The sequence below is a fragment of the Bradyrhizobium sp. Mp19 genome (genome assembly GCF_029952935.1).
In the GTDB taxonomy this organism is placed as follows: domain Bacteria; phylum Pseudomonadota; class Alphaproteobacteria; order Rhizobiales; family Xanthobacteraceae; genus Bradyrhizobium; species Bradyrhizobium elkanii.
Genome location: NZ_JASAUT010000101.1, coordinates 1 through 14,973, shown reverse-complemented (window position 1 = coordinate 14,973; position 14,973 = coordinate 1). Strand labels below are relative to the sequence as shown.

At 58.0% G+C, this 14,973-nt stretch carries 9 protein-coding genes and 1 pseudogene; 9 read left to right on the top strand and 1 reads right to left on the bottom strand.

The window, feature by feature from the left end; all coding sequences use genetic code 11:
• The 9 genes and pseudogenes from QJT82_RS43395 to QJT82_RS43355 all read left to right on the top strand — a co-directional run.
• A pseudogene (locus tag QJT82_RS43395) lies at positions 1-435 on the top strand (hypothetical protein); the annotation flags it as partial.
• Between the two features lie 429 nt (positions 436-864).
• The gene (gene cysD / locus QJT82_RS43390) at positions 865-1,764 is read left to right on the top strand and encodes a sulfate adenylyltransferase subunit CysD (RefSeq protein ID WP_035632909.1); all 900 of its coding nucleotides are present in this window, start codon (positions 865-867) and stop codon (positions 1,762-1,764) included.
• Positions 1,764-3,647: a sulfate adenylyltransferase subunit CysN gene (gene cysN, locus QJT82_RS43385; protein WP_028343695.1), complete on the top strand. Its 1,884-nt coding sequence runs from the start codon at positions 1,764-1,766 to the stop codon at positions 3,645-3,647. Before cysD ends, cysN begins: the two co-directional genes overlap by 1 nt.
• Before the next feature lie 1,741 nt (positions 3,648-5,388).
• Positions 5,389-7,866 carry a 2-aminoethylphosphonate--pyruvate transaminase gene (locus QJT82_RS43380; RefSeq protein ID WP_210199797.1) on the top strand — a complete coding sequence of 826 codons (2,478 nt, stop codon included), beginning with the start codon at positions 5,389-5,391 and terminating at the stop codon, positions 7,864-7,866.
• Positions 7,867-7,897: 31 nt separating this feature from the next.
• Complete coding sequence (gene rtxC, locus QJT82_RS43375) at positions 7,898-8,956, top strand: dhydrorhizobitoxine desaturase (protein ID WP_016841944.1); 1,059 nt, start codon at positions 7,898-7,900, stop codon at positions 8,954-8,956.
• Positions 8,953-9,771, top strand: coding sequence for a gamma-glutamyl-gamma-aminobutyrate hydrolase family protein (locus tag QJT82_RS43370; protein ID WP_016841943.1), 819 nt, complete (start codon positions 8,953-8,955; stop codon positions 9,769-9,771). Before rtxC ends, QJT82_RS43370 begins: the two co-directional genes overlap by 4 nt.
• Positions 9,772-9,900: 129 nt before the next feature.
• Positions 9,901-10,803: a DMT family transporter gene (locus QJT82_RS43365; RefSeq protein ID WP_172648453.1), complete on the top strand. Its 903-nt coding sequence runs from the start codon at positions 9,901-9,903 to the stop codon at positions 10,801-10,803.
• Positions 10,800-12,089 (top strand): hypothetical protein, encoded by a 1,290-nt coding sequence (locus QJT82_RS43360; RefSeq protein WP_016841941.1) that lies wholly within the window; start codon positions 10,800-10,802, stop codon positions 12,087-12,089. The genes QJT82_RS43365 and QJT82_RS43360 overlap by 4 nt, the downstream gene beginning before the upstream one ends.
• The gene (locus QJT82_RS43355; RefSeq protein ID WP_016841940.1) at positions 12,086-13,420 is read left to right on the top strand and encodes a glutamine synthetase; all 1,335 of its coding nucleotides are present in this window, start codon (positions 12,086-12,088) and stop codon (positions 13,418-13,420) included. The genes QJT82_RS43360 and QJT82_RS43355 overlap by 4 nt, the downstream gene beginning before the upstream one ends.
• A 379-nt stretch (positions 13,421-13,799) precedes the next feature.
• Here QJT82_RS43355 and QJT82_RS43350 read toward each other — a convergent pair whose 3' ends face one another.
• Positions 13,800-13,973: a hypothetical protein gene (locus tag QJT82_RS43350; RefSeq protein WP_018270245.1), complete on the bottom strand. Its 174-nt coding sequence runs from the start codon at positions 13,971-13,973 to the stop codon at positions 13,800-13,802.
• Positions 13,974-14,973 lie beyond the last annotated feature (1,000 nt).

Genomic DNA, 14,973 nt, shown 5'->3' with positions numbered 1-14,973 from the left:
CCTGGTGGCTACGATGAACCAGAAATCCTCCCTCCGCAAAATCCCCCTGTTTGTCTCACAGGCCCTGACGGCGAACACGTCGATGAGAAGTCTGTCGACGCGTGGCAGGTCCAATTGAGCGTCGAAGAGATGCAAACGATAACCGATCTGATCGGCGTCGAGCTGATGATACAGCTCGGATATGAAGCGGAATTGCGGCACGCACAACAAGCCGGAGTGGTTGATAAAGGGCGCGAGGTCACCGAGCTATATCGTCAGATATTTCGAATGTGGTGGGATCTGCGCCTCAGCAAGGAACGGGCATGGTCGAGCATTTCAGCCAACCCCCTGGCATTCGGCGGCCAATCGAGAACTCATGCTCCACACCAAATGCGTCCACAGGGCACGATGCGCAGCATCTATCCGGAACCGACTTCGACCAAAATCAGGAGCTGACGAGTTCGATGGAGGCGCAGTTGCGCATGGCACTCTTGGCTTCGGAATCGGATCGAGGTGCACTGCAAGAGGCCGTTCGGCATCGCGACGCCGTTATCGAGGCGCTGCGGGGCGAGATTGTGCGGCTCAAGGAGGGGAGCAACAATCACGAGCGATGATCCTCCCAGGACTATGGTCAAAATGTGCTGCCTGCCTTATCGAGCTCGTTGTCTAGCTGGCAAGCGGAAGTAAGTCCGCCGGCTCGCGTGTCCAGCCGCGCTTCGATTGGTTGCTGGCAGACGCCGAACGAAGGATGGACGCTATCCGCTGTTTGACCCGGTGGACGCCGATGCGCTATGGCAGGCAGCCGATCGCTGCAACGCCTATCGGGCCTATCGCAAGGCAAACGCGGTACTGAACGAACTAAAGATCCCGCATCGTAGAAGACACATGCTGCCGAAACATCTGCGCCGTCTCGAAGCTGAATCGATCGAAATCATGCGTGACGTGGTCGCCGAGTTCAAAAAGCCGGTCATGCTCTACTCGATCGGAAAAGACTCGAGCGTGATGCTGCATATTGCGATCAAGGCCTTCTATCCCGCAAAGCTCCCGTTTCCCCTGCTTCACGTCGACACGACCTGGAAGTTTCGTGAGATGATCAGCTTCCGGGACGCGACAGCCAAGCGCCTCGGCCTCGACCTGATCGTCCATGTAAACGAGGAGGGCATCGCGCGCGGGATCAATCCGATCGACTCCGGCTCCGCGCTTCATACCCGGGTGATGAAGACCGACGCCCTGAAGCAGGCGCTCGACCTCCACGAATTCGATGCCGCCTTTGGCGGCGCCCGGCGTGATGAGGAGAAGAGCCGCGCAAAAGAACGGATACTCTCCTTCCGTTCGTCCGGGCACGTCTGGGACCCCCGCAATCAGCGGCCGGAGCTCTGGAACCTGTTCAATACGCGGATTCGCCAGGGCGAAACCATGCGCGTTTTTGCGATGTCAAACTGGACTGAGCTCGACGTGTGGGAATACATTATGTGCGAGAAGATCCCGGTCGTCCCGCTCTACTTCGCCAAGCAAAGACCGATCGTGCGTCGAAATGGCGCGACGATCATGATCGACGACAAGCGATTGCCGCTTCGGTCTGGCGAGACGCCACAAATGCGGATGATCCGTTTCCGCACGCTGGGCTGCTATCCGTTGAGCGGGGCTATTGAATCCGACGCGACGACGATCGAAGACATCGTCGCAGAGATGCAGACTGCGACGGTGTCGGAGCGCCAGGGGCGCTTGATTGATGCCGATGAAGCCGCTTCGATGGAGAAAAAGAAGCGGGAAGGCTACTTTTGATGCTTGTCAAGGCGATAACGGAGTCTGTCCAGGCCAAGCCAAAGGATCAGCTGCGATTCATCACGTGCGGTTCGGTGGATGACGGGAAGTCGACACTGATCGGCCGGCTGCTGCACGACAGCAAGATGATCTACCATGATCAGATGACGGCGCTGGAACGGGACAGCGCCAAGCACGGCACGACCGGCCGTGAGATCGATTTCGCGCTGCTCGTCGACGGGCTTGAAGCCGAGCGAGAGCAAGGCATCACGATCGATGTGGCTTATCGTTTCTTTGCGACGGAACGGCGCTCTTTTATGGTGGCAGATACGCCCGGCCACGAGCAGTATACTCGCAACATGGCAACGGGCGCCTCAAACGCCCAGCTCGCTATCATCCTCATCGATGCCCGCAAGGGCGTGCTGGTTCAAACCAAGCGCCACTCGTTCATCTGTTCGCTCCTTGGTATCCGCCATCTCGTCCTGGCAGTGAACAAGATCGACCTCGTCCACTACAGCAAAGAGAGCTTTGATCGGATCGTCGCCGACTATGTGGCCTTTGCCAGCGATCTTGGCTTCGAATCGATCGTTCCGATCCCGATCTCTGCCAGGTACGGCGACAATGTCGTCGACCGCTCCGGCAACACTCACTGGTACGATGGTCCCTGCCTGCTCGGCCAGTTGGAGAGTATTGATATCCGGTGCGACAGCTCCGGGCAGGCCTTCCGCTTTCCAGTACAGTGGGTGAACCGGCCGGACCTGGATTTCCGCGGCTACGCCGGGTCCGTGGCTTCGGGAAGCATCTCGGTGGGCGACGACATCGTCGTCGCAGCGTCTGGACGGACCACGCGCGTCAGGCGGATTGTGACGCAGGGCGGCGGTCTGTCCTGCGCCGAGGCCGGCGATGCAATCACGATCACCATTGAAGACGAAATCGATATCGGCCGTGGCGATCTCCTGGCACGTCCGACCGAGCGGCCGGAGCTCGCCGACCAATTCGCCGCTCATCTGATCTGGATGGATGAGGACCAGCTCGTTGTCGGGCGCAATTACATTCTGCGCATTGGATCGCAGACCATAGCCGGCAGCATTACCGCGATCAATCATCGGATCGACGTCAATACACGGGAGCACCTGTCAGCCGGGACGCTTGGCCTTAACGAGATCGGCTTTTGCAATATATCAACCACCCGGCCTGCGGCGTTCGATCCTTACGAGGCCAATCGCAAGACCGGATCATTTATCGTCATCGACCGGTATACAAACCGTACGGTCGCGGCCGGGATGATCGCATGTCCACTGCGGCGGGCGACCAACGTCGCTTGGCAACCCGTTGCAGTGGGACGGAAGGAGCGGGCCGACCTCAAGAACCAGAAGCCCTGCATCATTTGGTTCACCGGCCTGTCCGGCGCAGGAAAATCGACGATTGCCAACATCGTCGATCAAAAGCTGTTCGCAATGTCCCGGCATGCCATGCTGCTGGATGGGGACAACCTGCGGCACGGATTAAATGCGGACCTCGGCTTCTCCGAGGTCGACCGCATGGAAAACATTCGGCGCGCCGGGGAGGCTGCCAAGCTGATGGCGGACAGTGGCTTGATCGTAATTTGTTCGTTCATCTCGCCCCACAGGAGCGAACGAGACATGGTGCGCAGTCTGGTCAGCAAGGAGGAGTTTGTCGAAGTCTTTGTCGATACGCCGATCGAAGAATGCGCGCGTCGCGATCCCAAAGGTCTTTATTCAAAGGCGAAGTCCGGTAAGATCAAGAACTTCACCGGCATCGATGCGTCCTATGAAGCGCCGATAAGACCCGAAATTCATCTCAGGACCATGGAGCAGACACCTGAGCAAATGGCCCAGGCCGTGATCGATGTGTTGATGGCTCGCGCAATTCTTGGCCGTTAGTGTTCGTCAAACCTGTCACCTCGCATCGCACCATCGATAGCAGGAGATGCCCCCCACTAACCTGCTGGCCCGGCCACGGCGACTCAGGTTAAGCAAAGGCATCAATCAGACTCAGGCTCCAAAGGAACAAAATGGTTGCGTCCACACGTCGATTGCCCGCTTCTGGTTATGTGCTCGAAATCGACGGTCAATTGAAAACCGAATTCGCAACCAGGGATGGGGCCTTCGCAGGAGCCCAGGAGCTCAAGAAGCGCCGTCCCATGCTCCAGGTCAGAATCTATGACGCCAGGACAAAGGCCAGAGAGGAAGTCCGACTTCCAGTAGCTTGAAGTTTCGCTTGATGCCGTTTCCCGCGCGTCCGACTAGCGTCATGCCTAGGCTCTCGTAACCGAGCTGCCGGCGTCTCGGACATCCAGCTTCGATCTCTCGCGCACGATGAAGAAGGGCAACTCGTTCCTCCGGGTCTAGCCGCATCCGGCGCAATTGTTTGCCAGTACATTGACTTGGGAAGCAGGAGCAGCCTGTCCCGACGCTCGGGCGCTAGGCCTACCCTCCGGCGCGCTGTCTTCAGTTTGGGCCGTATCCCTCACCTGCGCGCGAGCTTCAAAGGGCCGTCTGCGGGGCTGGCTGTGAACATGTCTGCACGAGGCGGGCCGGCAGGGGACAATGCGAAAGCCGCGGGACAGGCTCGCGACGCGGGTCGCCCCCCACACTCAATTCATGCCGGACCGCTCACCTCCTCAATGAGCCTGCAGCTTGCTGGCGTCAGTTCTCGTGGGGAAAAACTCGACCCAAGGCCGCTAACGGCCCCAGCGAGGGGGTAGACGCTAAGGGCGAGGCTATCGCTGGCTCGATTTCCGGCATTTTCGACGCTCTGTCTTGAGCTTGAGCGACACCGGCCTCGAGCCGGACGCCGGATCGAGAGTGCGCTCGACATTTGGCAGATCTAGCAGAGGAGCCAACCGAGCAGAACGGCTCGAAGGAGCTAGCCGTCGAGGTCAAACGCCTCATGACTGCGGGCAGGCTCATCGGTCCGCAAGCCGTTGAGCTGCTCCGCGATCGAGTTGAGCATTCGAGCTCCACGACGGCGCACTCCCCGCGGCGACACTCTGGATCAGCCGTCAACCACGACACGCCCACCGCCGTGATGATGGACTGCGGGACGATCCTGACGTCGAACTATGAAAACTCCGAGCTCGCTTGCCGCAAATCACATCGTTCAGCCGCTCGAGTTGGCTTATCGCTCCTTTTGGAGGTGCACGTCAGAAAAAATTCACACGAGAAGAGTTCGGGAGAGGGTTGAAACGCACCTAACGTCAAGTTGTACGATCTGAAAATGGACGGCAAAGGTCGTCAACGTCCCGAATTCTCCAACGAGTGACAGTATGCGAATGTCCCAAGTCTCAGGCTCACGCAGGATCAGGCTCATCAGCAACGGAACGCATCATGTCCGTCAGGCGCGGATCGATATCCGCACGCGATGGACCCGATGTGCACGTTCGTCCGAACCTCAACGTTCGCCTGAATGCACGGTTTGGCGTAAACCGATCGACGCCTAGCTAGCAATGCGATGGCGCTCAAATCCTTGCATGCATGATGTGGTGGGCTGCTGGCGATGCTTGCCCGCGCCTATGGTGTTTCTCCCAGCAGCAGATGAATCGAGAAAGCCTGCGCCCAAGGGGGTGAGGTCGCATCATCGCGCTTCAGATCCATCGACGAATACGGTTTAAGGGGAATTGGTGTGACTAGACAACGCTCTCTGCTGACGCCTGGTCCATTGTCGCTGTCGCTGGCGGTCAGGAGCCAGATGCTGCTCGACCTCGCATCGCGCGATGGTGAGTTCAAGGAAGTGACCGCCCGCATGAGGCGGCTGATGCTCAATCTGCTGGGAGGTGCCAAGGACTATTCGGTGGTCCCCATTCAGGGGGGCGGGTCCTTTGCAATGGAAGCCGCGCTCTCTTCATTCGTGTCCAGGAACGACAAGCCGCTCGTTTGCATAAACGGCATCTATGGCGAGCGCATTTTCAAGATTCTGCGGCTGTGGGGCGTCGAAGCGCTGAAGCTTGTCAAGCGAGCGACCGAGCCCCTGGAGCCCCAGGAAGTTGCCGAGCAGCTGAGCCGAAATCCCGGCGTTACTCACCTATGTCTTGTGCATTGCGAGACAACAACCGGAATCGTCAATCCGGTTGACGCGATCATAGAGGAGGCGAGGCGGCGTGGTGTGAAGACGATCGTCGACGGCATGAGCTCTTTTGGCGCGATTGACATCGACCTAAGCCGTGGTGGACCGGATGTCCTGGTCACATCGAGCAATAAGTGCATCGAAGGGCCGCCAGGAGTAGCTTTTGTCATCGCGTCTCGCGAGCTGCTGGAAAAAGCGGTTCAAGAACCAAGGTCATTTGTGCTCGACGTGAGAGACCAATGGCTCTCGCTCGAGCGTACCGGAGAGTGGCGATCGACCCCACCCACCCACATCGTTCAGGCAACAACGAAGGCTTTGGAGATTCTGGAGGGGGAGGGCATTGATGCCAGGCGCCGCAGGTATGAGAAGGTCAGAGACGATCTCGTCCAAGAACTCGAAGGGGTAGTGTCTCCGCTGCTATCCGCCGAATTGCAGTCTCCGGTCTGCGTCGCGTTCAGGGCGCCGTCCGGAATCGCGGATCAGGCAGGCTTCGATGGGCTATATCGTCACTTGGCGGCCCACAATCTTTATATCTACTCGAAGCTGCATCTTGCGACGCGGAGTTTTCGGGTCGGCTGCATTGGCGAGATCCAGCCCAGTTGGATCGAGCAGTTGGGGTGCGCCTTTCGTACATATTTTCGGTCCGGCCCGGCTTCATCCATGGGGACGCCGTCAACCCGCCAGGCCTGCGAGCGTGGGGTCGAGATGTCATCGTCCTTCGCAAAGGACTCGCAGCTGCCGTTCTCTGCCGAAACTGCTGTTCTGCACGCCGGCTACCGACGCGATCCGGTGACGAAAGCTGTCGCAGTGCCGATCTATCAGAACACGGCTTACGAACTTGATGGCGATCTGAATCACATTGCGGACGTCTATAACGTCAAGGCTGATGGATTCACCTATACGAGGATCATCAACCCGACGACCCGCGCGCTGGAAAAAAGGTATGCCGCGGTCGACATGGGAAGCGACTCGCTCGCCGTCGCATCAGGTCAAGCGGCAACCTTCCTTGCCATCGTCAACCTGTCAAGCGGCGAGGTGGGGGACAATATCGTCGCCTCACCGTATCTCTATGGCAACACGTGGAATCTGCTCCATAACACGCTGAAGCGTCTTGGTATCAGCGTCAGAACGGCAGACCCCCGAAGGCCCGAGACCTTCGAACGTGCCATCGATGATCGCACGATCTGCCTGTTCGGAGAGGTGATTTCAAATCCTTGCCTGATTCCGCTTCCGGTCAAACAGCTGGCTGAGATCGGCCGAAAGCACGGCGTTCCGTTGGTGGTGGATAATACGACGACCCCGCTGGTATGTCGGCCGTCAGATCTCGGTGCTGCGATTACGACCTACTCCGCTACGAAATACATATGCGGCCATGGCACAACGCTGGGCGGTCTGATCGTTGACAACGGCAAGTTCAGCTACCGCGGCGCCTCTCGCTTTCCCTTGTTCAACAGTCCTGACGAGGCGCATGGCGGGATCATCTGGCGCAACGCGCTGCAAGATGTCGACGATCTCGGAAAAAGCGAGGTTCTCTTGAAGGCTCGCATGACCTGGTTGCGCGATACTGGCGCGGCCATTGCCCCCTTTGCGAGCTTTCAGCTGATCCAAGGCCTTGAAACGCTGCCCCTTCGCATGAAGCAGCACTGCGCAAACGCCAGGATCGTGGCCGACGTTCTTAAGGAGCATCCAAAAGTGCGCCGCGTCTTCTACCCGGGGCTGTTCGAGGGAGCCGATCGGGAAACTGTCGACCAGACACTCAATCCCGCATACGGACACGGCGCGATGGTCATGTTCGAAGTTGAGGACGAGCAGGCCGGGCGGAAATTCATCCAGAATGTCGACCTGATGTATCACGTCTCGAATGTCGGGGACGCCCGTACGCTCGTAACGCATCCTGTTTCGACCACCCACACCACTGTTCCGCGGGAGAAGCGCGAAGCCGCCGGCATATTTGGCGGCTCGATCCGACTTTGCGTGGGCATCGAAGATGTCGACGACATCGTGCGCGATCTGGACAGGGCGCTTTCCGCAATCTGACAACTTGTAAGGCGATCAGGAGGAGGTTCTCATGAATCAGGCAGACGCTTGGAAACTGAGGTCGTCTCGTTATGAGGCTGTTCAGTTCAGCCGGGAGATCAATAAGCAATTGTCCGAGCTGAGGCCGGACAATGTGATGGGAGCGATCTACATCGCCAAGGATTACGCTGTAATTGCCGCTTGCACGCTCGCGACGCTCTGCGTCTCCTGGTGGCTGTACCCGCTCGCCGTTCTTCTGATCGGTGCCTACCAGCGCGGCCTGACGACGATCGCTCATGATGCGGCTCACCGTACGCTCGCGAAGAACACGACCTGGAACTACGTCCTCGGCATTCTGTTCGCGGCCTATCCCCTGTTCCAGCGCCACTGGGCCTACCGGATCTCGCACGTCTATCTGCATCATCCGTATCTCGGCGACCCGGAGAAGGATCCCGACCTGAAGTTCTTCATGGCCAATGGTGTTTACGACGTCCAGCCTCCCAAGCGGTACGCCTTCAATATCATCTGGAAGCCGATATTTGGTGGCGCGACACTGGCCTACCTGAAGTATCTCTGGACCAACCGGTTTTCGATCACAGATTCCGAGGACCAGAGCCGGTCAAGCATACTTGTCGACAAGTATGGCTTTTACCTCTTCTGGATCGGCATCCTGGCCGGATCATACGCTCTTGGGCTGCTCCACATCGTGATCCTGTTTTGGATCGTCCCCTATCTCACAACGTTTCAGGTTCTTGGCTGGTTTGTCGAGCTCGCCGAGCACTCGCCGATGTGCGAGAGCGAAACGAAGAACGTCTATCTAACCAGGAATCGGAAAGGCAATTTCCTGGAGCGGGCGATCCTTGGACAAAACCTGGACGAGTATCACCTCGAGCATCACCTCTCGCCGGGTATCCCATTCTGGCTGTTGCACAAGGCCCAGAAGATCCGGATGCAGGATCCGGGTTACGCAAAGGTTGCCGCGAGCTGGGGAGGGCTCTTCGTCAAGGGGCCGCAAGGTCAACCCAGTGTCATAACTCAGTTGAAGGAGCGAAATCGACGCTTGTATGAGCAATCGCTTGCTGATGCCCATGCGAAGGGGCACGTGGCGTGACATTGCAACGCTCAGACAACGCTCGCGCCGTGGTCGGCGTCACCTCGAACCGTCTTTTGGTCGATGGTGTGCATCGCGACTGGCTACGGCAAAAATACCTCAAGGCCCTCCTTCATCATGCGGGCGTGGCATGCGTCATATTGCCGACGATCGACGCGGAAGATGTGAGGCTAGAGGTCGGCCTGGCGATCATGGGCGCGCTCGACGGTCTGGTTTTGACAGGGGATGAATCGAATATTGACCCTGCCGTCTTGAAGGCACCTGCATCACTTCCGCCGGCTGACCAACAGGACGTTGATGGTGGAATTCGTGACCGCCCGCGGGATAGGCTCTCTGCGGTAGCCATTGGGAGCGCCATCGCGCTCGGAATGCCGATCTTGGGCATCTGCCGCGGGCTTCAGGAGCTCAACGTCTATTTTGGCGGCACTCTCCATCCATCGCTTGCTGAGTGGAGACTGGGAAGTGGCCTGATGCATGCCGAGAAACCAGATCGTCCAAGAGACCGTCAGTACGATGCCGCGCACAGCGTGAGGATATCTCCTGATGGTGCGCTCTTTCCGATCGTGCGCGCCATCGAAGCGCAAGTGAACTCCCTGCATAATCAAGGCATCGAGCTGCTTGCCGCCGCACTGAGGCGCGAGGCATGGGCGCCTGACGGACTGGTCGAAGCGGCTTCGGTCATCGGCGCGCCGACGTTGCAAATCGGTGTGCAATGGCACCCCGAATGGCACGCCTCAACTGATCTCCTGAGCCAGCGACTGTTCACGGCTTTTGGAGAGGCGTGTGTTGCGTACTACCAAACAAAGAAACATTAGAGGCGGATTGTGACGTTTCAAACCAAGCGCGGTCCGCCCAGGTCGAAAGGCGAGTCTTCCGGAACTGGTGGACAAGCGTGGTCCGGGGGGCGGGCCGCGCCGCCCCGCCCGCAGAGGACGGGTGGGCGATTGACAAGACGCTTCGCTCTGGGAGTTCTCTTTGTAGCGCTCTATGTCGTCCTGAGCGCGGCAGGCGAAGTTTATGCGGCATCGTATTTTCAGCGGGCGGATGCGTTCGTCGCTCTCCTCGTGTCCTTTGCCGCGGTCTGTCTGACATTTAATCTGCTGGCAGGTCACGAGAGAGAAACGGCACGGGTTGCGAAGTCGGCGCTCCTGGTGTTCGTGTCGCTCAATGTCGTGACCGCGATCAGTTGGATCGGGTTGTTTATCGGCCTGAAATACACCGAACCGGCGATCGTCGTCGCGTTCATGGTGGCGCTAGGACCCGCTGCGACGGTGTGGTTAAACGCGCTGATCAGGCGCCAGGGCGTTCCTCCAGCATCCGATATCGTCGTGAGCGTGACGATCGCGGCAGTTGGAAGTTACATGATATGGATCTCGGCAACCGGCAACGCTGGCGTGGAGTGGGGAGCTCGATCGTCCTTCGGCATCGTCTTGGCAATCGTGGCCGGCCTATCGCTCGCTCTTACAAATATACTCGTCAAGCTGCTATTCGACCGCGGATTTTCGGGTCGACAGGTGTTGGCGCATCGTTTTTACGGAACGATCCTTTTGCTGCTGGGACTGGTCGACCATTCCTCCATCGTGCTCGAGATCTCGCAACATTGGCTTGCGATCGCAACGATTGGGCTATCCACGATCATCGTTCCATTGCTCTTGTTCCAGGAGGGTATTCGCCGCGTCGAGCCCTTCACGGTCAACATGGTCCTGTCCACCGCTCCTGTCATCACGTTTCTGTTCCAGTACTTCGATTCTCGTATCGTGCCTTCGCCGCATACGTTCGTTGGAAATGTTCTCATCACGGCTGTTGCCGTCGGCAACGTCTGTTTGCAGTACCGGAGGTCCGCATGAACGAGCGAAACTGTGTAATCGTCGACGCATATTCGACCGGCCGCTTCTTGCCGGAAGAGTTCAAGCGGTATGGAATTTCAACAGTGCATGTGATGTCGGCTGCACAGATTCCGTCGATCTTTCAATCGCATTTCAATGCTAATCTGTATGATGAAGTCATTCGCCCGCCCGAGCGCATGGGGTACGACGAGATCGTTGAATATCATCTTCGGGCTCTCCAGGGCAGGGAGCTGGAGTTCGTCATAGCGGGGTGCGAGACAGGAGTTGAGCTGGCCGATTCGATCTCGGAGCGGCTGGGCTTGCCTTCAAATGGCACCGCCCTTTCGGCCGCCCGACGGGACAAATCGCGCCTGTCTGAAGCGTTGGCCTCAGCAGGCGTGCGATCGATCAGACAAGTGGTGTCCGACAATGCTGAAGTGATCGCAAGATGGAAGCGTCAAGAGACCTTCGATGAGCTTGTGATCAAGCCGCTGAACAGCACAGGCACGGAGGACGTGTTCTTTTGCTCGACGGATGCCGATATTCAGCGCGCTGTAACCGCGATCGTCGGTAAGACGAACCGTGTCGGAACGCTCAATCAATTGGCGCTTGGACAGGAGAAAATCAACGGCCAGCAATATACCGTAAATGCCGTCTCGATCGACGGCGAGACCTTCGTCACGGAGGCCTGGACCTATGACACTGTTCCTATTGAGGGCGCGTCTTCGGTCTGCTCACTCGAGCGGTTATTGGGAGGTAAGGAGCCAATCGTTCTTGAACTATCCGACTACCTTGAACGTGCGCTGCGGGCGCTTCGGATCACCGACGGACCTGCTCATGCCGAGATCATCGTCGATGATCGGGGACCGGTTCTGGTCGACTTCGGAGCGAGGCTGCAAGGAACCATGTCGGCAAAAGCCAGGACGATGGCGTTGGGCCATAACCATTTGACGCTCACCGCGTGGCGTTACGCAGATCCCAAAGGCTTTGCTGGGTATATGAGGCGACGCGGGGTTTACAAGCGGCAGGCTCATGCACTGTGCGTCTCGCTGATCTCCGACATGGGCGGTGTTGTTGCCGGCTATCCCGGACTCGATGCGATCGGCAAGCTGCCGAGCTTCGCGGATGCCATTGCGTTCGTTCCGATAGGGCAAAACCTGGTTCCGACGATCGACTTGGCGTCGACGCCAGGCATTGTGTATCTCGTGAACAACGACCTGATACAGCTTGAGGAAGATTATCGCCAACTGCGTGCGATGCGGATGGACCAGGTGTTCGATTTGGTGCCGCAGGAAGCGAACCAATGACCGGCATCTGCGACAGTTGCACGAATTCAGCCGCTGCGGCGATGATCGGTGTGAGCGACTTCGATGGCATCCTTCGAGGCAAACACGTCCTGGGTGAAGATCTTTCCGTCGGGAATAAGGTCATCAAGTTCTCTGAAGCGGTGCTCGCGTGGGATTGTTCGGACCGCGTCATTCCGGCGGGCTTCACGCAAGAGCCGCAGTCAGTATTTGGGGACGCCGATCTGCGCGTTCTGTCCGGCACCGGCCGTTCGGTGTCTTATGCCGGCGATCAATATCTCTATCTGGCTGAGTTTGCGGGCGCACATGAGAGCGTCTGCCCGCGCGGTATTCTGCGTAAAGTCCTGCAAAGGGTTGCCGACCGCGGATACAGCTGCAGCGCCGGGTTCGAGTTTGAGTTTATGCTGTTCAAGGAGAACGCCGACATAATTGAAGACAAGCCGTTCGGCCAATGGGCTCCTTTGACGCGGGGCCCATTCGGCTACTCGATTGCGCGGTCTGTCGCGCACAGGGAGCTGTTCGGTGAGATCCTGGCGCTTTGTGAGAAGTCCAGAATCCCTCTCAGCGGGCTGCACTTTGAAACGGGACCAGGCGTGATTGAAGCGTCACTTCGTCATTGTGATGCCCTGGAAGCCGCCGATCGAGCAATCATATTCAAGTCGATGATAAAGGCCTGGGCGCAGACGCGCGGCATGATGGCTACATTCATGGCCAAGGTTTCAGAGAATTGGCCGGGCCAGTCCGGCCATATTCACGTCTCGATGTCCGCAGATGGTCAGAATGTGTTTTACGATAGTGAGGCGTTTCGCAACGTCTCGAAGCTCATGAGGCAATTCATCGGCGGACAATTGAAATACATGAATGATTTCTGTGTGCTCGCTGTGCCGAATTTCAATAGCTACAAGAGATTGGTACCTGGTTGTTGGGCACCAATCTATCCGAGCTGGGGAATCGACAACCGATCCTGCGCGGTACGCGTCATTCCGGGAGACCCGTCTGCACATCGTCTCGAATACAGGCTGCCCGGTGCAGACCTGAACCCATATCTTGCCCTCGCATGTGCCATCGGTTCCGGCATATTGGGTATCGAGACAAACGCGGCGCTCCCGGCTTCGATCGTCGGTGATGCAAGCGCGGAGGCCTGCCTTCCGTCTGGGAGGCTGCCTCAAAGCTTGGCAGAGGCAACATATCGGTTTGCACAGTCTCCGGCAGCCAATGATGTCTTCGGTGAAAGGTTTGTTGAAGCGTTTTCTTGCTCCCGCCGTTGGGAATGGGAGGCCGTTCAACATCGGGTCACAGACTTTGAACGCCGGCGGTATTTCGAGATCATTTAGCCAGCTTGAGCTGTACAGACCGGCGCCTTCCAAGCATCAACTGATCGGCCGGTTTCAATAAGTCATCCATGCTCTCATTTAGCAGCAGGCGGACGAGCGCTCCAATTGGTGAGTTGCTCCTCCTCCTTGGAGGGAAGGCTCCCGCGTCTTGCGGCCGATGAAGGCGTCCGGCCTGGCACTCTAAGTAATTCCGCAGCCCGCGAGATCAGCTCACAAACGCGCCCTACGTAATCTTGGAAAGCCTCATGGTGCACGCGCGAAGCGCGATCGGTGTCGGCCATGGCCGCGCTTATTGCTTCGGCAGCGGGCGCGCGCTCGGTCTCCCAGCCGACAGCGTGACGCAGACAATGCGCCGATGCATCCTATGTTGTTAAGGGAACTAAGGCTTTGTTGCTCTTATCGTCCGCTCGACCTCATCGGTCAGTGTCCGATGATGAGCTGCCAGCTTGGCGAATAGCTCTTTCTTAGTCGGACTGGTCGCCAGCTTGCTGATTAGCTCACACTCTTCCGCCTCGATCCGAAGTTTTTCCAAGCGCGCCTGCATGTTCTTCATGGAAGGCCTCCCCGCAAGAGGCGGGGATCATCTCATGGGGAACCTGACGGGAACAAGCTATGACAACAGACGGCGACCGATGGAAAAGATGGGCTGAGCACATCCCGTTCGTCTAATCCGAACTAGGACACGCCAAGAATCAAATCAGGACACGGGGCCTGGATACGGATAGCGCTCTACTCGTGCTCGTTGTGGCAAGGACACGCCCTGCGACAGATTAGAGCCCGGTGAAAAACCGGACAGACAGGCTAGCCAATATCTGCGATCCTCTCCGACATTTCAGGACGGAACAATTTTGGGGAGTTTCCAATGCCCGCGTGGTCCGCAGCGGACGAACAGCGACTACTGCAATTGGTTCGAGAAACAGGCCTCACGCAGCGCGAGATCGCTCAGAAGCTCGGGCGGACTGAGGCAGCGGTGAGCGGGCGATTGATCCTTATTAGGAAGCGCGCCGCGGAGAGGGCGGATTAACCCCAAGTGCGGAGCCAATTTTTGTAAGGATTCAACGCAACGCCGCCCGCTTAAAATACATGCGAGCGGCGCTTGCTCTAGCCCCAGGAAGGTTGTTGGCAAAATCCTGATACGTACACTTTGGCACAAAATGCAAATCGCGCGCATACCTAAGAATGGTTAACGCGTCCGTAAGAATACGGGAAAAAGTGGCAAAGCTCGGTTCCCTTGCTCGGCCCGCCTCTTGTGCGCCAATTAGCATACGCTCACAGAGAGCCAGCTCATCCTGCGAACACGGTCAGGCTCGACCATATCGACCAGGTGGCGTGAGGCTTTCTCAGCTTCGCTGCAAATCGTTCGTCGTTCCCCGTCGTCGGCCTTCTTCTCATCCAATAAGGCGATCCTTTGGCTTAACGTCGACTCGGCCTCGGCGGGTAATCCCCTTGCTGGGTACGCCGCAGGCTCGTGGATCATTTGCCGCGCGGCGAACAGGATGGAAGTGGAGCGTCGACCATGATGAGAGGGCTACGCCGGGCTCGTGACGCAGGGA

Bases quoted from the DNA above. Each gene is read 5' to 3' on its own strand.
- cysD (WP_035632909.1), top strand. From the start codon at position 865: ATGCTGCCGAAACATCTGCGCCGTCTCGAAGCTGAATCGATCGAAATC.
- cysN (WP_028343695.1), top strand. From the start codon at position 1,764: ATGCTTGTCAAGGCGATAACGGAGTCTGTCCAGGCCAAGCCAAAGGAT.
- rtxC (WP_016841944.1), top strand. From the start codon at position 7,898: ATGAATCAGGCAGACGCTTGGAAACTGAGGTCGTCTCGTTATGAGGCT.
- QJT82_RS43360 (WP_016841941.1), top strand. From the start codon at position 10,800: ATGAACGAGCGAAACTGTGTAATCGTCGACGCATATTCGACCGGCCGC.
- QJT82_RS43355 (WP_016841940.1), top strand. From the start codon at position 12,086: ATGACCGGCATCTGCGACAGTTGCACGAATTCAGCCGCTGCGGCGATG.
- QJT82_RS43350 (WP_018270245.1), bottom strand. From the start codon at position 13,973: ATGAAGAACATGCAGGCGCGCTTGGAAAAACTTCGGATCGAGGCGGAA.